General features: G+C 40.2%; 23 protein-coding genes and 1 pseudogene. 9 read left to right on the forward strand and 15 right to left on the reverse strand.

Features of this window, described 5'->3' with window-relative positions:
* Positions 1-151: 151 nt before the first annotated feature.
* The 4 genes from mraY to rsmH are packed head-to-tail and all read right to left on the reverse strand — an operon-like array spanning position 152 to position 4,667.
* Entirely contained in the window at positions 152-1,132 is a 981-nt protein-coding gene (mraY, locus tag HT730_RS06385) for a phospho-N-acetylmuramoyl-pentapeptide-transferase (protein ID WP_173307130.1), read from the reverse strand.
* A 1-nt stretch (position 1,133) separates the two neighbouring features.
* Positions 1,134-3,386, reverse strand: coding sequence for a penicillin-binding protein PBP2X (pbp2X, locus tag HT730_RS06390; RefSeq protein WP_173307131.1), 2,253 nt, complete (start codon positions 3,384-3,386; stop codon positions 1,134-1,136).
* Positions 3,387-3,389: 3 nt separating this feature from the next.
* Entirely contained in the window at positions 3,390-3,707 is a 318-nt protein-coding gene (gene ftsL / locus HT730_RS06395; RefSeq protein WP_050971668.1) for a cell division protein FtsL, read from the reverse strand.
* A 9-nt stretch (positions 3,708-3,716) separates the two neighbouring features.
* On the reverse strand, positions 3,717-4,667 hold the full coding sequence (rsmH, locus tag HT730_RS06400; RefSeq protein ID WP_173307132.1) for a 16S rRNA (cytosine(1402)-N(4))-methyltransferase RsmH: 951 nt from the start codon (positions 4,665-4,667) through the stop codon (positions 3,717-3,719).
* 166 nt (positions 4,668-4,833) lie between these two features.
* Between rsmH and HT730_RS06405 the strand changes: the two genes are divergently transcribed.
* Genes HT730_RS06405 through HT730_RS06425 form a run of 5 tightly spaced genes read left to right on the forward strand, consistent with a single transcriptional unit; the run spans position 4,834 to position 6,781 of the window.
* Positions 4,834-5,028: a helix-turn-helix transcriptional regulator gene (locus tag HT730_RS06405; RefSeq protein WP_001082471.1), complete on the forward strand. Its 195-nt coding sequence runs from the start codon at positions 4,834-4,836 to the stop codon at positions 5,026-5,028.
* Positions 5,029-5,043: 15 nt separating this feature from the next.
* On the forward strand, positions 5,044-5,586 hold the full coding sequence (locus HT730_RS06410; RefSeq protein ID WP_173307133.1) for a DUF3278 domain-containing protein: 543 nt from the start codon (positions 5,044-5,046) through the stop codon (positions 5,584-5,586).
* Positions 5,587-5,596: 10 nt separating this feature from the next.
* Positions 5,597-5,839 carry a hypothetical protein gene (locus HT730_RS06415; protein WP_000711745.1) on the forward strand — a complete coding sequence of 81 codons (243 nt, stop codon included), beginning with the start codon at positions 5,597-5,599 and terminating at the stop codon, positions 5,837-5,839.
* 10 nt (positions 5,840-5,849) lie between these two features.
* Positions 5,850-6,176, forward strand: coding sequence for a hypothetical protein (locus tag HT730_RS06420; protein WP_173307134.1), 327 nt, complete (start codon positions 5,850-5,852; stop codon positions 6,174-6,176).
* 26 nt (positions 6,177-6,202) lie between these two features.
* Positions 6,203-6,781, forward strand: a complete 579-nt coding sequence (locus HT730_RS06425; protein WP_173307135.1) for a DUF3278 domain-containing protein — start codon at positions 6,203-6,205, stop codon at positions 6,779-6,781.
* Between the two features lie 270 nt (positions 6,782-7,051).
* On the opposite strand, the gene HT730_RS06430 is transcribed toward HT730_RS06425, so the two are convergent.
* The 8 genes from HT730_RS06430 to HT730_RS06465 are packed head-to-tail and all read right to left on the reverse strand — an operon-like array spanning position 7,052 to position 14,066.
* Positions 7,052-8,053, reverse strand: a complete 1,002-nt coding sequence (locus HT730_RS06430) for a LacI family DNA-binding transcriptional regulator (RefSeq protein ID WP_000412459.1) — start codon at positions 8,051-8,053, stop codon at positions 7,052-7,054.
* Between the two features lie 59 nt (positions 8,054-8,112).
* Positions 8,113-10,014 carry an alginate lyase family protein gene (locus HT730_RS06435; RefSeq protein WP_055348018.1) on the reverse strand — a complete coding sequence of 634 codons (1,902 nt, stop codon included), beginning with the start codon at positions 10,012-10,014 and terminating at the stop codon, positions 8,113-8,115.
* A gap of 21 nt (positions 10,015-10,035) precedes the next feature.
* Positions 10,036-10,329 carry a preprotein translocase subunit YajC gene (gene yajC / locus HT730_RS06440; protein WP_000381733.1) on the reverse strand — a complete coding sequence of 98 codons (294 nt, stop codon included), beginning with the start codon at positions 10,327-10,329 and terminating at the stop codon, positions 10,036-10,038.
* Positions 10,329-11,147, reverse strand: a complete 819-nt coding sequence (locus HT730_RS06445; RefSeq protein WP_173307136.1) for a PTS system mannose/fructose/sorbose family transporter subunit IID — start codon at positions 11,145-11,147, stop codon at positions 10,329-10,331. The genes yajC and HT730_RS06445 overlap by 1 nt, the downstream gene beginning before the upstream one ends.
* On the reverse strand, positions 11,134-11,913 hold the full coding sequence (locus HT730_RS06450; RefSeq protein ID WP_000026611.1) for a PTS mannose/fructose/sorbose/N-acetylgalactosamine transporter subunit IIC: 780 nt from the start codon (positions 11,911-11,913) through the stop codon (positions 11,134-11,136). Before HT730_RS06450 ends, HT730_RS06445 begins: the two co-directional genes overlap by 14 nt.
* A 14-nt stretch (positions 11,914-11,927) precedes the next feature.
* Positions 11,928-12,419 (reverse strand): PTS system mannose/fructose/N-acetylgalactosamine-transporter subunit IIB, encoded by a 492-nt coding sequence (locus HT730_RS06455; protein WP_000211084.1) that lies wholly within the window; start codon positions 12,417-12,419, stop codon positions 11,928-11,930.
* Between the two features lie 10 nt (positions 12,420-12,429).
* Positions 12,430-13,620 (reverse strand): glycoside hydrolase family 88 protein, encoded by a 1,191-nt coding sequence (locus HT730_RS06460; protein ID WP_173307137.1) that lies wholly within the window; start codon positions 13,618-13,620, stop codon positions 12,430-12,432.
* Positions 13,621-13,631: 11 nt separating this feature from the next.
* Positions 13,632-14,066, reverse strand: a complete 435-nt coding sequence (locus HT730_RS06465) for a PTS sugar transporter subunit IIA (RefSeq protein WP_000706826.1) — start codon at positions 14,064-14,066, stop codon at positions 13,632-13,634.
* Positions 14,067-14,337: 271 nt separating this feature from the next.
* Here HT730_RS06465 and HT730_RS06470 point away from each other — a divergent pair, with 271 nt between their 5' ends.
* From HT730_RS06470 to HT730_RS06485, 4 genes are read left to right on the forward strand one after another with little or no spacing between them, the layout of a single operon-like run.
* Complete coding sequence (locus HT730_RS06470; protein ID WP_000185889.1) at positions 14,338-15,153, forward strand: gluconate 5-dehydrogenase; 816 nt, start codon at positions 14,338-14,340, stop codon at positions 15,151-15,153.
* An 18-nt stretch (positions 15,154-15,171) separates the two neighbouring features.
* Positions 15,172-15,813 carry an RpiB/LacA/LacB family sugar-phosphate isomerase gene (locus HT730_RS06475; protein WP_000684789.1) on the forward strand — a complete coding sequence of 214 codons (642 nt, stop codon included), beginning with the start codon at positions 15,172-15,174 and terminating at the stop codon, positions 15,811-15,813.
* A 30-nt stretch (positions 15,814-15,843) separates the two neighbouring features.
* Positions 15,844-16,845, forward strand: a complete 1,002-nt coding sequence (locus HT730_RS06480) for a sugar kinase (RefSeq protein ID WP_000161469.1) — start codon at positions 15,844-15,846, stop codon at positions 16,843-16,845.
* 9 nt (positions 16,846-16,854) lie between these two features.
* Positions 16,855-17,484 (forward strand): bifunctional 4-hydroxy-2-oxoglutarate aldolase/2-dehydro-3-deoxy-phosphogluconate aldolase, encoded by a 630-nt coding sequence (locus HT730_RS06485; RefSeq protein ID WP_049513598.1) that lies wholly within the window; start codon positions 16,855-16,857, stop codon positions 17,482-17,484.
* A 263-nt stretch (positions 17,485-17,747) separates the two neighbouring features.
* On the opposite strand, the gene HT730_RS10670 is transcribed toward HT730_RS06485, so the two are convergent.
* The 3 genes and pseudogenes from HT730_RS10670 to HT730_RS10675 all read right to left on the reverse strand — a co-directional run bounded on the left by HT730_RS10670 (position 17,748) and on the right by HT730_RS10675 (position 20,812).
* On the reverse strand, positions 17,748-18,212 hold the full coding sequence (locus HT730_RS10670) for a polysaccharide lyase beta-sandwich domain-containing protein (protein ID WP_345890426.1): 465 nt from the start codon (positions 18,210-18,212) through the stop codon (positions 17,748-17,750).
* 21 nt (positions 18,213-18,233) lie between these two features.
* Positions 18,234-20,462, reverse strand: a pseudogene (locus HT730_RS06490) (polysaccharide lyase 8 family protein).
* Between the two features lie 188 nt (positions 20,463-20,650).
* On the reverse strand, positions 20,651-20,812 hold the full coding sequence (locus HT730_RS10675) for a hypothetical protein (RefSeq protein ID WP_345890427.1): 162 nt from the start codon (positions 20,810-20,812) through the stop codon (positions 20,651-20,653).
* Positions 20,813-20,871 lie beyond the last annotated feature (59 nt).

The raw sequence follows: 20,871 nt of genomic DNA on the forward strand, positions 1-20,871 counted from the left end.
ATTTTCATTGAGTATAAGTGTTCGAGTAAGGCTTTCATTTACCTTACGTTCATAATATACTACATTAGTCAGAAAAGGTCAAGTGATTTGACTTTAATTGACCAATATTTTTTAAAAAGCAAAAACACCCTGAAACATCAGGGTGCCATTCTTACATCAAATACAAAATTGCTAGGGTCAAGAGACTTGCTAGAAGTCCCACTCCCCAAAAGAAGAAGTCAACCTTCCACTCGCTCCATGGATTTCCTTTACCAGACAATCCTCCAAGCTCAAAATGGTGATGCACAGGCGTCATGCGGAAAATACGTTTGCCACCAGTCATTTTGAAATAACTGACTTGCATCATGACTGAAGTTGTTTCAAAAACATAAACAATTCCGATAATCAAGAGAGTCCATTCTTGGTGGAGGGCCATAGAGATAGCTGCCAGCATTCCACCGAGAGCTAAACTTCCCACATCCCCCATAAAGACCTTAGCAGGCTTATGGTTAAAGACAAAGAAACCAAGCAAACCACCAATCATGGCAAGAATCACTAGAAGAATATCCATCTGACCTTGCACATAGGCAATAACTCCATAGGCAGACAAACTAATCACGACTGAAATACTAGCCAGACCGTCAATGCCGTCAGTCAAGTTGACTGCGTTTGAAAAACCAACTAGCCAGAAAAGGGCGAAAAGAATATAGAAAATCCCTAGATGCACTTGGTAACCAAAGACTGAAAGCATATCGCCACCGCGCTCATAGAAAAGGTAGAAAACGACCCCACCTAGGAGCTGAAGAGCCAATTTTTGCTTAGGATTCAGCCCCTCATTGATTTTACGAAAGACCTTGAGAAAGTCATCTAAAAATCCGACAAGTCCATAAAGGACCAAGATGAACAAAATCATTCCCACATTATTGGTCAATTGTTTTGAAAAAAGAGCAAGAAGGAAACTCACCACAACTGCAGCAATGAGGAAAACAAGTCCCCCCATAGTTGGCGTGCCAGCTTTTGCCTGATGCTGTTTGACATCCTCATGCATCTGCTGGCCTGTAATTTGCGCCTTTCTATAAAATTGGATAAAGGCCGGAATTCCTACTAAAGTTATTAAAAATGTCACAACTCCAGCACTGATAGAAATAAACATATTAGTCTCCTAAAGTTAATTTAATTTTTTTAATGTTTTTGATAGCTGTATTAGTCCGAACATCTTGCTTCTGAACAACGGAACCTGAACCTTCAAATTCCAGTTCAATATCCAACCATTTAGCAAAGGTCTCGGCAGTCTCTTTTTTCCAGCCATACATGTCTGGAATTTCTTCTACCTTATCCGATAAAAGGAGAACTTGTTGGTTTGGTGCAAGATTGGTCCCTTCTTCTACAGAAGTCTCTTTAATCTTTGTTCCAGTACCTACAACGATTGGTTGCACAATATTTCGGCGTAAGGCTTCCGCCAACTCACCAGGTGAAATATCCTTGATGCTAGGCATTGCATAAGAAGATTCTGTCGTAACTTTATCTAAATTTTTGGCTGGAGATTGAAGATTGAGAGATTCTTTCATAGCTGAAGCCCGCTCCAAGATTGGGGTAGCAAATTCTCCAAACCAAGGTGTAGAAAGGTGTTCTGGCTGTTGAACTGTTACGTAAAGAATAAAATCAGGATTTTCAGCAGGATTCATAGTCACAACTGAGAAAATATAATTGGTAGAACCAACCAAGTAGCCTCCATTTTTCTCATCAGCGATTTGAGCCGTACCGGATTTAACTGCTACATTTTGTCCAGGAACTGTTATAATTGGCTTTCCTGTTTGGTGATTATACATAGTTCCATATAGAGGGTCCGTCCCAACTAATATCATGTTAGTACGAGTCAAGCTTGCTGTATCTTCAGATACAGGTTTTCCTACAATCTCTTTTTGAGACTTTCGTACAGACTGATTGTTAGTATCATAAATAGCACTTATAAATTTTGGCTCCAGCATAACTCCATCATTAGCAATAGCTGTAAAGGCACGAAGCATTTGTGTTTGTGTCACTGAAATTCCTTGCCCAAATGAGCTTTGAGCAATACTAACAATATTATCAGCTGGAAGTTGACCAGCGTATTCATCTGTCAAGCCAAAGCGAGTTGGAACCCCAAATTTAAAGCGTTTTAGATAATCCAACCAAGTAGCATCTCCCATTTTTTGTTCAAGTAGACTCATTCCAACATTACTGGAGTGAGCGAAACCTTGTAAGAAAGTCATCATCCCACCAGTAGTCAAACCACCATTAACATCCCAATCTCGAGTCGTCACATCCGCCATTTTAAATTCACTGCTATTGAAGTATTCTCCACTTGGGAAGGTATTATTATCAATAGAAGAAGCTAACGTCATAACCTTCATGGCTGATCCTGGTTCATAGTTACTTTGATAAAGAATATCACGCCAAACAAAGTCCTCAGTGATTCCTTCTTTAGTATCTGCATTAAAGGTAGGTCGTTGGGTGGTAGCGAGGATTTCACCGGTCTTTGCACTGACCAAGGTCGCGGTCATATACTTACCTTTTACCTTTTCTAGAAAGGCATCCATCTGAGTTTCCATAAAGGACTGGAGGGGGCTGGAAATGGTTGTGTAAACATCCTTGCCATCCACCGTTTGTTGGGAAACTTGTTCCGTTCCAGGGACAATATTGCCCAGACGATCCTTTTCATAGGTAATAATGCCGTCTGTCCCTGCAAGAATACTGTTCAAGGAACTCTCCATTCCAGAGGTTCCCAGCAAACTCTTGCTTCCATCTTCATTTTCATGGAGCTGAGCTAGACCGATAAAACTAGAAGCAAATTGTCCGTTTGGGTAACTACGATTAGGACTGGTTGTAAAATCAATCCCCTTGACCTCTGCAGTTTCCAACTCTTTTTTGATAGCCATCATATTGGCATAGGTAATTCCATTGCCCTTCGAACCAAAGGAAACTTGCTTGAGATTAGGTTGCGAGAGTTGCTCTCTTACATAGGATTCTTCCATGTCCAGATACTTATGAAAGACCTCTGCAACTTTGTTAAATTGTGTTTTTTCTACGTAAAGAATCTTACCCGTTGCTGACTTATAGTTCTCATCAATAACCGCATAGACATTATAGGAGGTTGCATCCTCAGCAATTGGGACTCCATTTCGGTCATAGATAGTTCCGCGTTTGGCAGGAACTGTGCGAGTTGTTTGGTGAACTTTCTTAGCTTCTTTTACCAAGTCAGTACCAAATATGTTACCTTTTGCGATAATATAAGCAAAATTGGCCAAAAAGACAGCGAAAAGTACGACAGCTAACAAGCTGATGTGCTTCCCCACTATTTTACGGTTTTCTACAGGAGATTTACGGTTTCTAATCGCAAATCGGGTTATTTTTTCTGTCCACTTCATATCTTACTCCGCTGATCGAATATTCTCATTATTCAATTTTAAGTCCTTAGAATTTGCGATTTCTTTCAAGCGTTCTGAACGAATCAATTCATTCACTTCCTGCTTAGCATCATCGAGCTCTGTCTTCTTCTCTTCTATTTGTGCATTGATTTTTGTCAAATCACTTTGCACTTGCAAGAGTCGTGTCTGCATAAAGATAATACTCACTGCTAAGACGAGAGCCGTAAACGCAATGGAAAGATAAAAAGCCTTCTCCACACGGGAGAATTTTTTTATACGATTCTGCAAGAATTGACTTGTTGTTTCTTTTTTATCTACCATTTTTTCCTCTTACTTGTGAATTTTTCTGGCCACGCGCAACTTGGCTGAGTGCGAGCGGTTATTGGCTTCTAATTCTTCTGCACTTGGCAAGATCGGCTTACGGGATACCAATTCCATCTTGGGCTTGAGGTCATCTGGGATGAAGGGCAAACCTTTTGGAACTTCCACTGTTGAAGCCACCTTGAACAATTGCTTGGTCAAGCGGTCTTCTAGCGAATGGAAGGTAATCACTGAAATTCTACCATCTAGAGCCAGCATCTCCATAGCCTGCTGGATAGATTCATCTGCCGCCCCCAGCTCATCGTTAACTTCAATTCGAATAGCCTGGAAAATCTGCTTGGCAGGGTGACCCTTCTTCTTGAGCTCCTTAGCAGGTTTGGCCGACTTGATAATCTCTGCTAACTCAGTCGTTGTCTCAATCGGCTTCACTTCACGCGCTTGCTCAATCTTACGCGCAATCTGTTTAGAGAATTTATCCTCACCATACTTAAAGAAAATACGAACCAAGTCATGATAGTCGTAGTGATTCACCACTTCATAGGCTGTCAGACTAGCATCCTGATTCATGCGCATGTCCAATGGCGCATCCTTTTTATAAGAAAAACCACGCTCACGCTGGTCCAGCTGAGGACTAGACACTCCCAAGTCATAACAAATTCCATCAATTTCCTGAACACCAGCTTCGCGCAAACGTGCCTGTAAATGACGGAAGTTATCCTTGATAAAAGTCACCATCCCCTTTTCAATGTAAGGTGCCAAGCGTTTTTGCGCATTGTCAATGGCATTCTGATCCTGGTCAAAGGCATAGAGATGGCCCTTTTCACTTAATTTACTTAATAAATACTCGCTATGGCCTGCTCCACCCAAAGTCGCATCAACGTAGATACCGTCAGGCTTTACGTCAAGCACATCAATCGTTTCGTGGAGTAAGACCGTTACATGATGAAATTCTTTTGTCATATCTTATCTATTTTACCACAAATCCGACCAGCTTGCACTAGTCAGACAAATAGGCCAAAAACAAGTAAGATTTCTTTAAGAAATATGTCAAATATGCTTGACATTCACTCTATAGAAGAATATAATGTAGTCAAATATATGCGACACAAATCAGAAAGGAGAACAGATGAATCGTGTGAAAGAATTTCGCAAGGAACTGGGCATTTCCCAGCTCGAACTCGCCAAGGATATCGGTGTCTCGAGACAGACCATCAATATGATTGAAAACGACAAGTACAATCCAACCCTGGAACTCTGTCTCAATCTCGCCCGCAGCCTCCAAACTGACCTCAACAGTCTCTTTTGGGAGGATAATTTTTAAAAAAGGAGATAACTCATGAAAAAAGAAACCTTCACTGAAAAACTGATCAAACGAACATACGGTATTTCTGGTCCCCTTGACGAACACAAACGACGCGAGGCCGATCGTATTGGGAACCAAGTCTTTATCGTCCTCTTTTATCTGATGATTTTCGGAAATCTTATTCCACTCCTTCTGGCCTATAAATACCCTCAAGAAGTGGCTCTAATCTATCCTCCTCTGATTTTAGTGATTGCCCTCATCGCTGCTGGCTATGTCACCTACCAAATGAAAAAAACAGGGATTACAGCTATTGATCCAGATATGCTGAGTGAGAAAGAAAGTAAGCAACTTCGCTACCCAGGTCTGAAAGCAGGTTTGTTCTTTGGTCTATGGATGTTTTTTATAACTCCTCTTCTCGGTATACTCATAGGTGAAGGTCAGGACTATTTTCAGTCTCTTCTCACTATAAGAAATGGTGTATCAAGCATTCTCGGTTCTATCTTCTTCGGAGCAAGCATACAGTTCCTCATCTCCCGTCGCATTGAAAAAGCCAAGAAAGATCAGGATAATGATTAGGAGAAAACTCATGAAAAAAGAAAAGAAACAGTTACGTTATCCTGGTCTAAAAGCAGGTTCGATTTATGGAACAGTGATATTTTTTATAATTCCACTCATTGATACCCTAACAAGTGAAAATCCAAATTTTATCACTTCTCTTCTAAATACAAAACATATTTTTAAAACTATACTGGGAGCTTTCTTTTTCGGAGTGATGATACATATTGTCGACTCACTTCGTATTGCAAGAGCTAAAAAAGACCAGGATTAAGAGGTGCCCTATGAAATCATTACTAACTTTACTTACCTATCATCTTTTGTTCAGTTCTCTGCTCATCTTCATCATCGTTTCAGGGAACTTGCCAATCAGCGAGATATTCCTCGGGCTAGTCTTTATTCCAGCCCTTAACAAAGGACTAACTTATCTAAAGATTGACTCCCCAAAAACGCGCATACTCAACTTAGCACTATACTTTATAATTCTATCTTTACCACAACTGATGCTCATCTCAAGCGATTGGAAATATTATTTACTGCTGACTATCGCTAGCCTTTCTTCTATCACTTATCTTTATTATCTCTATCAATTCGTAAAAGAAAATCAGTAAAACTGCTCATTTAGGAGGTTATTAGCATGAACAAAGAAGACTTAACCACTCGCCTACTCCGAAATCTCTTTCATATTCAGGGCCCTTTTGATGAATGTCGGCAAGAGATTATCTACAAAGCTTGTGCCCGTTCTATGGTTCAAATCGTTTATTCTTCCTTCTTACTCTTCTTGTTTTATCTATTATTTGGACGCTTCATAGAAGCCGTTCGCTATGCCATGCCCTACGTATACTCTGGACTCATCTTTTTCATTACCTTAAAAACTCAAAGAGCCGTCAAAGAACTCCACTTGGAAAAAGATGACAAGTCAGAAATCATCCTCAAAACCTACAGCAAAGCCCAAATCAAATTTCGAAGCTGGGTTGTGTTTATCGGTCTTCAGATTGGCCTCTTTACCTTACTCATCTTTCATAAAGTCTTCGTTCAGCAGATGTCCCTTCCAGATTTTGTGAAGCTCCTCATGCAATTTGATAAAAGTGGTCCTTTACTAATGTATGGTCTGATTATCGGTAGCATTTTTGGAACTCTGACCTACGGATTTCTATCCCTACAGGAGGAAAAAACTCCTAAAAATACCAAACAGAAGGAGAAAAGCAAGCAATGACTTCACTATACGATTTTTCAGTCTTGAACCAAGACAATCAAGAAACCCCATCCAATGGAAATTTCCAATATTCCTAGTCGTAACCATCATCTCAAGTTTGGTCTACTTCTATAACTTTTATCAAGTAGTTAAAGAAGTAAATCAAAAACAGTTGATTTAGGAGATTACTCCCGTAATTTCTCATTTTATAGACAAATAATCCCATCCAGTTCATGCTAGATGGGATTATTTTATTTCTTAACAGAGGTTGCCAGTTATTTCCCTTTCATCTTAGAAAGTCGACTCTTTCCAACTCACACTACAATCCAAGACTTGTTGCCTTTCTTCTTGATTGAGGCCTTCAATCTGGTCAATCAAAATCTTTGTAGCCTGTTGTCCTTCTTCAAAGGCGGGCTGAACCAACGTCGAAACACTTGGAGAAGAAAAGCAAGTCCACTCCGTATTGTCAAAACCAATCAACCCAACTTGTGGCAAGTTATAATTCAACTCTTTGATAACGGTAAAGACTGGAGGTAGGGCCCAACAGTTAGGAACAAATACCAGAGTTTTTTCATCGGGATTGATTTCTTTTTGTAAAAATTCCTTAATTTGTTCCAAATTCGTATGCTTATCTTCAATGGTTAGCCTAGCGTGGCGCATATTAGCATCTGTTAAAGCATCCACAAAACCACTTGCCCGCTCAATCCGAGTACTCAAACGACTCGTATCCGCTGTAATCAAGAGAAAATGCTCATAACCTTTTTCGATACAGGACTGGGTCATATCATAAACGGCATCATAGTTATTGGTTTTGACCCAGCTAGTCCGGTGTTCATAGAGCCGACTATCAAAAAAGACCATTTTCTTCTTTTTCTCATCGATGATACGAGAATATTTTCGGAAATTAGAGGTAGGCTGAATAATAAAGCCGTCTACTCCCAAGAGAAGCATGCTTTCAATATACCTGTCCTCACTCTCTTGGCTGTAGTTACTATTTCCTATCATTACCTGGTAGCCATTCTGGCTGGCGATATCCTCAATTCCCTTAACAATTTGGGTTGAGAAACTGTTGGTAATATCACCAATCAAAACACCAATTAATTTTGTTCGTTTGGAGTTTAAGCTACGCGCAACAATGCTCGGTTTGTAATTTGTTTCATGAATAACTTTTTTAATCTTTTCACGTGTCTCTTGGGACATTTTTTCATATTTCCCGTTTAGGTAAAATGACACGGTTGTTTTCGAGGTCTGAGCCATTTCTGCAATATCTTTTATGGTCAGTTTCTTCTCCAATCTAAAACACCTCCTACTAATACCCATTATAACATATTCACTATTCAAAACGTCTATTTCTAGCACTGCAAGCGAATCATTCTCTCATTTATTTTATCATATACTAGACATTTTCCACGCATTTTTGTTCCGTCAACGAGGCATAATTTTTCACCTACACAAATATCCTCGCTTAATAACAGAATCAGCTTGTCTGTTTCGTCATTTTTCACTTCAAAAGCCAGAGCATTTTCTACTTGATGACCATCTGTCTGGTAGACAGAATGACGGATGATTTCAAAACTCTCATGCGCAATGATTGTATAATCCAGCATCTGATTCTCAAAGAATTGGTGTTTGATGAGTTTGCTACTTTTTTCAAGCTCGTTGTATTTAGGAGAAATGATCGTAGCTTCCAAATCAAAATCAACTTCACTCCATAGTTTCAACTGATTGATTTTCCCATCTTGATAGGTCACATCCTTGTCAAGGATAAACTGAGTCAACGCCTCATGCTGACCTTGACACCTGATATCATCTACCAAGAGCCATACATCCTCTGCCAACATGAGGATTTTTCTCCTGTGAAGATAAGGCAAATCAGGTTCTGCTGACAAATACGCCCCCTCAATATAATGCACTCCCTCTCTTTCTTTGTGGTGACAAAACAGGGAGTGAGGATAGTATTCATATTCCCAGGATCCCACGATCCTTTCTGGAGCTTTCCCATCTACTATACAGGTCGAATGACTCCAAGCACTCTTTAAGAGATAACGTTCATCTACCTCCCGATAAGAATAACGCCCAGTATCTATGAAAATCGGTTGGCCTTGATACTGTAAGCAAAAACTATTCTCGTCACTATGGCTATGGGCACTTCCCAGCGGACCGTTTTTAAAAAATAGATAACGATGTTCATCCTTAATGCAAACATGCCCAGAATCTTCAAAGCTCCTGAACTTAGGCTGCCAAGCTCTCTTTTCAAATTCCTGCAGTCGCTTGACCTTTTCTCGCCCCAGGAACAGGAGGCTAAGTAAATCGACTTTAACATCCAGACCGTTAAGAAGGTCTTCCTTGTTCAAAACCATAGCAGACAGGCTCAAAATCTCTGTCGTTTCTGTAGAATCGCTATCACCAAAAGCCAAGGTCCGTCCATCTAGACCTGTCATCATTTGAATGTAAGTCGCCATCTTTTCCAGCAGCTCTTGAAAGCTATCTTGCAAGTCCGGAAGCAAGAGACACAAGTCCAGCAAGGCTTTATAAACCTCTACATGATAGAGAATCGACTGTTCAAACTGACTTCCATCCTCTAAAATCTGCGTCTCGATCTGCTGTTTCAACTCCTTTGAAGCAAAATGGTAAGCTTCTTCTAGGTCCATCTTATCTGAAAAGAAATGATAGGTTGCAAGTATCGGAATCGTTTGTAAAATTCCCCAGTTACTAAGGGTGTACTTGGCGCGATAATGGCTTTTCATAAAGTCAATCTGCTTTTCTAGACTGACCAAAATTTTCTCTAGTTCTTCCTCCTCTAGCAAGTCAAATTTCAAGAGGAGCAAGAGTAGTTTCAACCAAGTAAAGGAACGAATACCCGTATCCAAGGTTCTAGTCATCAATGATTGAGGACGAAATTCTCTCACCTGCTCAATCCAGTCAAATAGAAAGAACTTGCACTTTTGGATATAGCCCTTATCTCCTTCTACCAGGTACCCTATCATAAACTGCAAGAGATATTCTTGTCGATTGAGCATATAAGCCCATTCTGGATCATCTTCAAATACTTGATTCCACACCATCGGCTGGATTTGATGGATTTTTGAACAAGGTTCCATATCCCAAGGACTATCAAACATAAAACGATTGTCCATCAAGCGTTCAAGGGAACGCTTGACTTTCTCATAGTCTTGTGAACAGTGGGACAAGATATAATCACGATATTGATCCCCATCAATTCTTTCAAAAAATTGTCTTCTTTCTTCTTTCATTATCTATTACCAGAAAAAGAACTACTTAAAAAGCAGTTCTTTTGTCTTTCCCATTACACTTTCCTTTTCTACATAGATGACCACACCTTTTGCAATCTGCAAGGAGACCAAGTCATCTTTGATAGAAATGATTTTTCCATGAATTCCAGACAATAACAACACTTCATCACCAGATGTTAAAGAAGCTAAATACTCTTTTCGTTGCTCCATCTGTTTGCGAAGCAACTTTTGCTGACGAATAGAATGAAAGCTTGACAGTAAAAGGGGGCTCACTGCCAAGACAATCACTATTCCATAAAACAATGTTGTATCCATTAAGCTAGAATCTTAAGCCAGCTTCCGATAATTCCGATGATAACTGTTAAAATAACGAGTTTATATGTTGTCCATTTCTTTTCTTTGATCAAGTAGTAAACTAAAAGTGTAAATAGGGCTGGTAGAAGAGCTGGAGCAACCTTATCAAGCATTCCCTGAATACTTACGATACTTTGTTTAGCGTCTGCTTTAACTTCCCCTGCAGCAAAGGTGATCGGCACCATAATCTTAACAGATGTCGCTGCCAAACCAGCAATTACGGTTACACCAATAATATTGGCAATACGAGAAATCGTTGCCATCTGCTCGCTTAGTTTATCAATCACAGTCGTTCCTAGTTTGTATCCATACAGACCAGTTGACAATTTAATCGCTGTTAAAATCGTATTCATCGCAAGGAAGAACAAGATTGGACCGACAACCAGGCCTTCTTGAGCAAAAGAAGCGGCGATGGTTGAGAACAATGGAGCTAAACAGAATTGAGAAAGAGAATCCCCAATACCTGCCAATGGCCCCATCAAGGCCATCTTGATGCTACGTGTCTCTTTTGCCGGACGGCCATTTTCCAACATTACAAGGTGCAAACTGGTAATAAAAGGCAGGAAATGTGGGTTGGTATTATAGAATTCACAGTTTTCTTCCAAGGCTTGGTAGAAACCTTCCTGATCCTCTCCATAGTGTTTTTTCAAAGCAGGATACATCACATTGGCATATCCCAACCCTTGATAGTTACTATAGTTAAATCCATTTTGACAAAAGAATGCCCGCAAAGACGTTTTAAAATAATCACGTTTTGTTAATTTGTTAGATCCAGTCATCGTGTGCTTCCTCCTCTACCACATGATTCGCTGTTTTTGGCTTGTTATAAAATTCAATCAAAGCAAAGATAGTACCTACAATTGCAATACCAATTGTTGGGATGTTTAGATAAGCTGCACAAACATATCCCAACAAAACAAACGGAATCAACTCTTTCTTAGCCATCACTGACAAGATCATTGCAAAACCGATAGCTGGGAGCATTTTACCAGCAACTGTCAAACCTGTAAGCAATACTGGTGGAATGTAGTCTACGAGTTTCAACAAGGTATCCATTGAAAGGGCACCCAAGCAACCCAAGGTAAATCCAATAAAGGCAAACAACCAAATTGTTGCATTTAGAGTGAACTTGAATTTCTTCAAATTATGGTTTTTCAAGTGCTTCATCGCCGTTTCAGGCGCACCAGCACGTACAGTGTAGGCAAAAGTTTGTAAGAATTGAATCGCCACAGCAATCGGAGTAGAGAGGGCAAGAGCCGCTTCTGGACTGACTTTACCAGCACTAGTGATAGCCATCAAGGTACCAAAGATACCAGGTCCGATTGGGTTTGGTGGAACAGTACCTCCAGCACCAACACCGAATCCCATATAAGCCAATTCACCAATAGCTCCCATTGCAAGAGCAGTAGGCAAATCACCTAGAATAATTCCGACACCAAATGACAAAACAATACATCTATTGGTGTAAATCCCTAACAGCATTCCACTAAAACAGAAAGCTGTCCATAATCCAATTAAAATCGCTTGAAATACATTAATCGACATAACGATCTCCTCTTTTAAATATAGTCCATAATGTTGACTTCCACAGCTCCATCATTTCCTGTTGGAGTTGTTTTCGTATTAAATGTTACTTGATAAGTTTGGTTCAATTCCTTGAGGGCTGCCTTGTCCTCTTCACCCAGGAAGATGGAGCGTGTCACTTGCTCTTTACCAGGGGCATTGTGAATGTTCCCAATATTGATTTCTTTAATAGGGACACCACCTTCTACCAAGGTTAAAGCGTCCTTCACATCCTTTACAACGATAAAGATCGTTTGAGCAGGATTGGCCTTGTGAATGATATCAATCACCTTTTGCAAAGGGAAGAAACGCATGGCAACTGAGTCTGGCACAACTGTTTTCATCAGAGTTTGTTGCATCTTGTCCGTGCTTACTTCGTCATTGGCAACAATGACCGTATTACAACCTAGGTATTTTACCCAAAGTTGTCCTTGCCCATGAATCAACCGTTCATCAATACGGGTCATAATAATATTTGGCGTTGTCATATTTCTCCTCCTACCAATATAGGTTCCAGTCTTTGTAGAAACGGCTAAGGGCTTCTAGGTAATAGTAGTCACCCCAGATATTGCCTTCGTCCACTCCTTTACCTGAATGCCATGAGTACACACCGTGGAGGAGACTTGTCCCACCAGGGGTAAATTGATCATTTGCATAATGTTCGATCAAAGAACGAAGCATGGCATGCATAGCATGTTTATAAATATCTTTGTCAGCATCCACCTCTGGGAGATGTTTTAGCATTTCATGAATCCCACAGACAGCGATAGCTGTTGCTGAAGAATCTCGTGATTGATCACTACCATCATTAAAAATCAAATCCCAATAAGAAACATGATCTTTTGGCAGACGATTCAAGAAATAATTGGTTACACCCTTAAACAAGTCAAAGCAGGACTCGTCTTTCAGGTGACGATAAGTCAAAGGAATACCATAGACTCCCCATGATTGACCACGTGCCCAGCATGAATCATCACTATACCCTTGTCTCGTTACACCCTTAAGGGGTTGACCTGTCTCAGGATCAAAGTAGAAGGTGTGGAAGGACGAAGCGTCATCACGGATTACATTATTAGCTGAAACATAGAAATGGCTTTCTGCAATATCGTAGTATTTCTGATCGCCTGTTTCTTGATAAGCAAAGAATAAGAGTTGGATGTTGAGCAAGCAGTCGATAATCAAACGGTAATGCTCTTTCTTGCCCAAGTCTCCCCAAGCTTGAATAAAACCACCTTTTTCTTGATAGCGTTCAATCAACTTATCTGCAGCTTTCAAGGCTGCCTCTCTGGCCTCTCCATCTCCATTTATCTTATATTCAGCCATACAAGACGGTGTGTACAAGAAGCCGAGATCATGGTGATCCAATTCTACTCTCTTATTGACACGATCCAGGAAAGAAAGAACATTTTTATGAGCGATGTTTTTAAATGCATCCTGTTGACTGTATTCATAAGCCAACCACAGTTCTCCTGTCCAGAAACCATTGGTCCATTCCGTATTATCCATGATTGGATAGACATTATCAAAGGTAGCTGGCGTCGGGAAATTTTCCTTGAAATAGTCAAGGTTGAGTTCTAACTGCCGAATAACCTTATCGATTGCCTGGCCGACTTCTTCTTTCGTCAGAAGTGGTACTTCTAAGAAGCGCTCAGGCGATTTTATTTCTTCAATCGTAACCTTTTTTATCATTCTTTTACCCTTTAAATACCCGATTCGAAATCTTCTTCCTCTTCCTCTGCATCCGTTGAAAACAATTCTTTACCATTTACGACTCCGCCCTGAGCCGCCACTACTGATTTATTAACAACCTCATCAAAGCTATGAGCCATTCTAGCAAAGACTGCTTCCATTAACATGGCTAAGTTCAAACCCGAGAGAACATTCATTGTTTTGGCTGGATTTTCTCCCATTATGGTAGAAGAAACCTTGAATGGCGATCCTCCCAAGAGATCACTTAGGATTAAAACTTCTTCTTCATTTGAAATTGCAAGTAAGATTTTTTGCTTGAGTTCATCTGCTGACATTCCTTCCACAAAGTCAATCGCCTCCACATTTTCTTGATTGCCTGCAATCAATTGTAAAGAACTATAAATCCCTGTGGCAAAATGTCCATGCCCTACAAGTACAATTTTCATCTTTTCTCCTTTCTTTTTTGAGTTTACCGGTTTACTCTATATTTTACATTGTAGACCTTTATTTTTATCTTGTCAATAGTTTTTTCAAAAAAATATTAGCGCTTTCATTGCTTGTTTAACCATTACAATAGACAGAAACTTCAAAATCTTCCGTTTTTTTAGGAAAACAAAGATTTTCAGAAATAAAAATATTTAATTATTGACAAAACCGGTTTACTAGAATATAATTTGGTTATAGAGAAGTCTTAACAAATTTGAAAGGAAGTATCAAATGACAAATACATCATTCTCAATTGAACAGTTTTCTTTAAAAGGAAAAATTGCTCTCATCACCGGCGCTTCTTATGGAATTGGATTTGCTATTGCCAAATCCTACGCTGAGGTCGGCGCTACTATTGTCTTTAATGATATCAATCAAGACCTGGTCAATAAAGGGATTGAAGCTTATCGTGAAGTTGGCATCGAAGCCCATGGGTATGTCTGTGACGTGACAGACGAGGACGGTATCCAAGCCATGGTCAAGCAAATCGAACAAGAGGTTGGTGTCATTGACATCCTCGTTAATAACGCTGGTATTATCCGCCGCGTTCCAATGTGCGAAATGAGCGCCGCTGATTTCCGTAAGGTCATCGATATTGACTTAAACGCACCATTTATCGTTTCAAAAGCAGTCATTCCTTCTATGATAAAGAAAGGGCATGGAAAGATTATCAATATTTGCTCGATGATGAGCGAACTGGGACGTGAAACGGTTAGCGCTTATGCTGCCGCTAAAGGCGGCTTGAAAATGTTGACCCGCAACATTGCGTCTGAATACGGTGGAGCCAATATCCAATGTAACGGAATCGGACCGGGTTACATTGCCACTCCTCAAACAGCACCTCTTCGTGAGTTGCAAGAAGATGGTTCTCGCCACCCATTTGACCAGTTCATCATTGCAAAAACACCTGCTGCACGTTGGGGAAATCCTGAAGATTTAATGGGCCCTGCTGTCTTTCTCGCTAGTGATGCCAGCGACTTTGTCAATGGCCACATCCTATATGTAGATGGCGGTATCTTAGCCTACATCGGAAAACAACCTGAGTAAAAATAGAAAGAGGATCTTATGAAAATCGCATTAATCAATGAAAATAGTCAAGCTAGTAAGAATCACATTATTTATGATAGTCTAAAAGAAGCGACAAATAAAAAAGGCTACCAATTATTTAACTATGGTATGCGTGGAGAAGAAGGTGAAAACCCATTAACATACGTACAAAACGGCCTAATGGCTGCCATCCTTTTAAATACAAAGGCAGTTGACTTTGTTGTTACCGGCTGTGGTACGGGTGTAGGAGCTATGCTTGCTTTAAACAGCTTCCCTGGTGTTGTCTGTGGTCTAGCAGTGGACCCAACTGACGCTTACCTTTATTCTCAAATCAATGGTGGTAACGCCTTGTCTATCCCTTATGCCAAAGGATTTGGCTGGGGGGCAGAACTGACCCTCAAATTGATGTTTGAACGCTTATTTGCTGAAGAAATGGGCGGTGGCTACCCAAGAGAACGTGTAATCCCTGAACAACGCAACGCTCGTATCTTAAACGAGGTGAAACAAATCACCTACAATGATTTGATGACCATCCTTAAAACAATCGACCAAGACTTCCTCAAAGACACCATCTCTGGCAAATACTTCCAAGAATACTTCTTTGAAAACTGCCAAGATGATGAAGTCGCTGCTTATTTGAAAGAAGTATTAGCCAAGTAAAGCTATTCTAAACCAGAAAGGAACTAATGGATGACGAAAATATTACTGTTTGGCGAACCATTAATTCGAATCTCACCATTAGATGCCACCAGTATCGGCGATCATGTTGCCAGTTCGACTTATTTTGGCGGATCAGAAATTAACATCGCTTGTAATTTGCAAGCCCTGGGTATCTCAACGAAAGTCTTTACCGCACTCCCTGCCAACGAGATTGGAGATCGTTTTCTCACATTCTTGAAACAGCACCAAATCGATACCAGTTCAATCTGTCGGCTTGGCGATCGAATCGGCCTCTACTTTTTGGAGAACGGCTTTGGTTGTCGTCAAAGTGAAGTTTTCTACGATCGTAAGCATACGAGTATCAGCCAGATTCGGCCAAACATGCTAGATATGGATTCTCTCTTTCAGGGGATTGGCCATTTTCATTTTAGTGGAATCACTGTAGCTATCGGTCAAGAGGTTCGTACGCTCCTTCTCCTACTCTTGGAAGAAGCCAAGCGCCGAGGGATTATCGTTTCAATGGATCTCAATCTGAGAACAAAGATGATTTCAGTCCTAGAAGCCAAGTATGAATTTTCTAAGTTTGCACGTTTCGCTGACTATTGCTTTGGTATTGATCCTCTCATGATTGATGACCAAAATCTAGAGATGTTCCCAAGAGACAGAGCCAGCCTAAAAGAGGTGGAAAATCGCATGCGACAATTAAAAGAAGCCTATGGTTTCAAGGCCATTTTCCATACTCTCCGCTCTAGTGATGAACAAGACAAAAATGTCTATCAGGCCTATGCTCTGGGAGAACGATTTGAAGAGTCTGTCCAACTAAAAACTGCAGTCTATCAACGAGTTGGTAGCGGGGATGCCTTTATATCTGGTGCCCTTTATCAACTACTCCATCATTCCTCCTTAAAAACTACCATTGACTTTGCAGTTGCGAGCGCAACTCTCAAATGTACTCTTCCAGGAGACCATCTCTCCACTTCCGAAACTAGTATTGAAAAATTACTGGCAAATGCACAAGATATCATTCGTTAGGAGAATTACATGACCAAATCAGATACGATTATTGAACTAAAAAAACAAAAAATTGTCGCTGTTATTCGAGGAAATACAAAGGAAGAAGGACTGCAAGCCTCGATTGCTTGTATCAAGGGAGGTATCAAAGCTATTGAAATCGCCTATACCAATCAGTATGCAGGGCAAATCATCAAGGAACTTGTAGACTTGTATCAGGACGATCAAAGTGTTTGTATCGGTGCAGGTACTGTGATTGATGCCGTAACTGCTAGAGATGCTATTCTAGCCGGAGCAAATTACGTTGTTTCTCCATCTTTCCATGCTGAAACTGCAAAAATGTGCAATCTCTACAGCACACCGTACATTCCAGGCTGTATTACTCTCACAGAGATAACGACTGCACTTGAAGCCGGTAGTGAAATCATTAAACTCTTCCCAGGTAGTGCTCTCAGTCCAGCATATATCTCTGCAGTCAAGGCACCGATCCCACAAGTTTCCGTAATGGTAACCGGAGGAGTCGGCCTAAACAACATTCCTCAATGGTTCGCTGCTGGTGCAGACGCCGTTGGAATTGGTGGCGAACTCAATAAACTCGCTTCCCAAGGCGACTTTGACCGCATTAGCGAGATTGCCCAACAGTATGTTACACTCAGATAAAATGAAGTGAAAATAGTCTGGGACAAAAGTCTAACCTTAAATATAAAAAGCGAACAAAACGAGTTATCTGACACTCAGAATTCTGTATTGTTCGCTTTTTTGTCTAATCTATCGATTTTTAAAATTTATAATAAAGAATTTCTAAAATCAAAATCTTTTTGTTCCAAACTCTTTTTAAAAGAAAAATCCGAAGATGTTTGACTTTCTTCGGATTTTTTCTATTTTCCACAGTTTCATGTGATTCATCTTAGATGATGAACAAATCAGTTATTCTTTCCTCTACGGAATAGATAAGTCGCCCCAAGTAGCAAGAGCCCTAGACTTGCCAAGATTGACTGACCTTCTCCTGTCTGAGGGCGATTCTTTTGATCCGAATGGTTCTTTTCTTCTTCAGATTTTTCCTTTTCTTTTGAATCCTGAGTTTGTGGTTGAGCTGCTTGTTCTAACTTTTTAAAGACTTCCTGATCTGGAGCTGATTCCTGGGTTTCAGGATTGTAGTAGGCAACCTTATAGTCATACCCTTCTTTTCGAATGGTATAGACCCCACGTTTCAAGACTTGGAATTGGTTGGAAATAGTAGAACCAGAATCATCATATTTCACAATGCCCCAAACTCCTTGTTTGGCATCATAAACAGACTGAAGGGTCTCATTGTTATCGATGAGACTACTTTCTAACTCTTTTACCATTTGATTGAAGGTGGCACGATCCACATTAGGGATGAGCATATAGCCATAAGAATCCCCATTTTACTTATGAGCCTGACTAATCGTAAGAAATTCATTTTCAACTTCCTTGTCTGACTGTCCTTCATTGATATCCTTCCAAGATCCCTTTTGGACAGCCTTACTCATACTGATTGAACTCTTCTTAAAGAAAAAGTAACCAATATTCTTTTTCGAATCGGACGATTCTAAGAAGACACTTTGGGTTTCAGGATAATCCTTTTCTTGTTCCGTGAGGGAGGCTTCTTTATCATTGACATAGACTTTATATGGATCACTTGATTCCAGTTAGTGAAATCCATGGTTACTGTCACATTGGCCTCATCTAGTTTGCTCGTTCCAACGAAAGCAGACGGTAGAACTTTACCTGTATCACTATCCGATCTCTTAGCATCTGTTTCTGTCGTACCAGGCATCTTATATGGATTAACTGTTGGCCAATAGCCATCGCTATAGTGACTCAAATCGCCATTGTAAAGATAGAACATCCCATCACTCGTATACCAACTACGTTTGTTTTCCTTGTTCATGTGTTCGTAATTCAAGGTACGACTAGAAAAGAGTGACAAGCCAAATCCAAACCCTTTCTCTGCATTGTACATGGCTGTTTTACCCATCTTATTAAAGGCAGATAGGTAACTGATTCTTGGAACACTTGCGACTCCAGCATCGTTTAACAAAGATTGCATCAAACTGATATCCTTATAAGTCTTCAAATTCTTAAAGACATCATAATAACTATCCGATTGAACAATGGTCTTCACAAGACTCTGCAAACGTTGTTTGGTTTCTCCTTCAGACATATCCGCTATCCGGTGAATCCCTCTTAGCACTTCTACTACGGCCACGTGCCTCTCGCAATTTGCACGACTGATCGAGCGTCCACGACTCATATCCATCAACTCTCCATTCACCAGCAAAGGGGCAAACGATTTATCAATCCAGTGGTACATCGTTTGCATTTTATCTTTATTGATTGGGCTCTTGGTCTTTTGAATGACTGGCAACAGTTGAGACAGGCCATCAATCAAGACATCCCCATAAGCACCCGTATAGGCAACATTGGTGTGGTCGATATAGAATCCATCTTGATAAAAACCTTCACCTTGGTCTACCAACTTGAACACTTGCTCAATCGAACGAATGGTAGAAGAAATTTCTTGGTCATCCTTACGCAGTAAACCAGCTATTACTTTTACCCTTCCCATATCCACCTAGGGCCTTAAATGGGTTATCAATCGTCTTTCGGAAATGTTCGGGATCTGGCGCAAATTTTTCAATCACATCTGTATATTTTTTAATTTCCTCATCAGAGAAGTATTCTTTCATCAGAGACAAGGTATTGTTGATGGCACGAGGTGTACTGATTTCATAATCCCGCCAACTCCCAACAATGCTTTTTTCACTATTGTAGACATGTTTATGCATCCATTCCATGGAATCCCTAACTGTTCGAATAACGGTTTCATCCTGATAATAACGAAAAGAAGGATTGGTCACTTGCTTGGCCATCTCCTCCAATTTCCGATAAGTAGCAGTTAGATTCGCAGACGTTTTATAATTTGAAAATTTTTCCCACAAATAGGTGCGACCCGCCTGACTTGAAATACTGGATAGGCTATCAGCCACTTTTCCTTCCAGTTCCTGGTTTAATTTGGCCATCTGTTCATTTTTAGAATCATAGTATTGATTCCCAGCGATGATACCATTCCAGTCATCCAAACGGGCTGTGTATGCATCCTTAACAGAGGCTAGAATCTTCAAAGGAATGTTTTTCACCTCCTTTCCATCTTTACTGACAATGACATTGGTTGTCCCTTCCTTAAGAGGTTCTAAAATTCCATTTTTGACTGAAGCAAAATCAGGATTTTCTACCTTATAAGTATAGTCTGCAAGAGCAAAGACATGTTTTTTCCCAATTGGTAAATCAATCTTTTCCTCGATCTGTTTATCTGTTTGAGAATCCTCAGAAGGCTGGTCTGCTACCTCTACCAGCTCAATATCCTTAAAAGAAATAGTCCCAGTTCCCGTTTCATAGAATAACTCCAGCTTGATTTTATCAACATCTAAAGTCGGGCTATAGTCTGCTTCAATGGTCTTCCAGTCCTTTGTTCCTGATGTCGTTTCAAAATTCCACAATTGCTTGTCCTTACCACTTTCCTCAATGATACGAACCTTAGCAATCCCGACTTTATTATCTGTTTTAATCTTGAAACGCAGTTTGTACTTTTTCTTAGCTTCAATAGGGACCATACGGTGAACCACTGCCCTTAATTTCTCATGGCTTGAGATAGTGATAGCCCCATCCTTAGCCTCAATAACTCGAGTTGAGGCATCTGCAGAACTATTCTTCTGGTCTACTCAAGCTGACCACCCCTTAGCTTTGCTTCCTGTCCACGGACTGCTTCCGTCCTCCGTCTGACCAAAATCACCATTTTCAACTAAATTTTTTGTATCCCTTTGCTGATACTGAACTTCTGGCTTTTCTGAATGGTATTCGTAGGCGTTTCTTCCGCTCCAACTGTCAGATAATGGTATAATAAAAATCCTGATAAAACAAGTGAAGACAAACTCACAATGAGTTTCTTTGTTTTTGTTTGCATGTATACACTCCAATAAATCAATAGGAACTAAGTAAATCGGTTTAATTAAACCACACCAT

The organism is Streptococcus sp. k-628 (assembly GCF_013277475.1).
In the GTDB taxonomy this organism is placed as follows: domain Bacteria; phylum Bacillota; class Bacilli; order Lactobacillales; family Streptococcaceae; genus Streptococcus.

Excerpts from the sequence above, each read along its gene's own strand:
- HT730_RS06445 (WP_173307136.1), bottom strand. The coding sequence starts at position 11,147 with ATGACTGGATCTAACAAATTAACAAAACGTGATTATTTTAAAACGTCT.
- rsmH (WP_173307132.1), bottom strand. The coding sequence starts at position 4,667 with ATGACAAAAGAATTTCATCATGTAACGGTCTTACTCCACGAAACGATT.
- HT730_RS06415 (WP_000711745.1), top strand. The coding sequence starts at position 5,597 with ATGAAAAAAGAAAAGAAACAGTTACGTTATCCTGGTCTAAAAGCAGGT.
- HT730_RS06465 (WP_000706826.1), bottom strand. The coding sequence starts at position 14,066 with ATGAAAATTGTACTTGTAGGGCATGGACATTTTGCCACAGGGATTTAT.
- HT730_RS06485 (WP_049513598.1), top strand. The coding sequence starts at position 16,855 with ATGACCAAATCAGATACGATTATTGAACTAAAAAAACAAAAAATTGTC.
- HT730_RS06460 (WP_173307137.1), bottom strand. The coding sequence starts at position 13,620 with ATGATAAAAAAGGTTACGATTGAAGAAATAAAATCGCCTGAGCGCTTC.
- HT730_RS06410 (WP_173307133.1), top strand. The coding sequence starts at position 5,044 with ATGAAAAAAGAAACCTTCACTGAAAAACTGATCAAACGAACATACGGT.
- HT730_RS06425 (WP_173307135.1), top strand. The coding sequence starts at position 6,203 with ATGAACAAAGAAGACTTAACCACTCGCCTACTCCGAAATCTCTTTCAT.
- HT730_RS06405 (WP_001082471.1), top strand. The coding sequence starts at position 4,834 with ATGAATCGTGTGAAAGAATTTCGCAAGGAACTGGGCATTTCCCAGCTC.
- yajC (WP_000381733.1), bottom strand. The coding sequence starts at position 10,329 with ATGGATACAACATTGTTTTATGGAATAGTGATTGTCTTGGCAGTGAGC.
- HT730_RS06455 (WP_000211084.1), bottom strand. The coding sequence starts at position 12,419 with ATGACAACGCCAAATATTATTATGACCCGTATTGATGAACGGTTGATT.
- HT730_RS06435 (WP_055348018.1), bottom strand. The coding sequence starts at position 10,014 with ATGAAAGAAGAAAGAAGACAATTTTTTGAAAGAATTGATGGGGATCAA.
- ftsL (WP_050971668.1), bottom strand. The coding sequence starts at position 3,707 with ATGGTAGATAAAAAAGAAACAACAAGTCAATTCTTGCAGAATCGTATA.
- pbp2X (WP_173307131.1), bottom strand. The coding sequence starts at position 3,386 with ATGAAGTGGACAGAAAAAATAACCCGATTTGCGATTAGAAACCGTAAA.
- HT730_RS06470 (WP_000185889.1), top strand. The coding sequence starts at position 14,338 with ATGACAAATACATCATTCTCAATTGAACAGTTTTCTTTAAAAGGAAAA.
- mraY (WP_173307130.1), bottom strand. The coding sequence starts at position 1,132 with ATGTTTATTTCTATCAGTGCTGGAGTTGTGACATTTTTAATAACTTTA.
- HT730_RS10670 (WP_345890426.1), bottom strand. The coding sequence starts at position 18,212 with ATGCTCATCCCTAATGTGGATCGTGCCACCTTCAATCAAATGGTAAAA.
- HT730_RS10675 (WP_345890427.1), bottom strand. The coding sequence starts at position 20,812 with ATGCAAACAAAAACAAAGAAACTCATTGTGAGTTTGTCTTCACTTGTT.
- HT730_RS06480 (WP_000161469.1), top strand. The coding sequence starts at position 15,844 with ATGACGAAAATATTACTGTTTGGCGAACCATTAATTCGAATCTCACCA.
- HT730_RS06420 (WP_173307134.1), top strand. The coding sequence starts at position 5,850 with ATGAAATCATTACTAACTTTACTTACCTATCATCTTTTGTTCAGTTCT.
- HT730_RS06450 (WP_000026611.1), bottom strand. The coding sequence starts at position 11,913 with ATGTCGATTAATGTATTTCAAGCGATTTTAATTGGATTATGGACAGCT.
- HT730_RS06475 (WP_000684789.1), top strand. The coding sequence starts at position 15,172 with ATGAAAATCGCATTAATCAATGAAAATAGTCAAGCTAGTAAGAATCAC.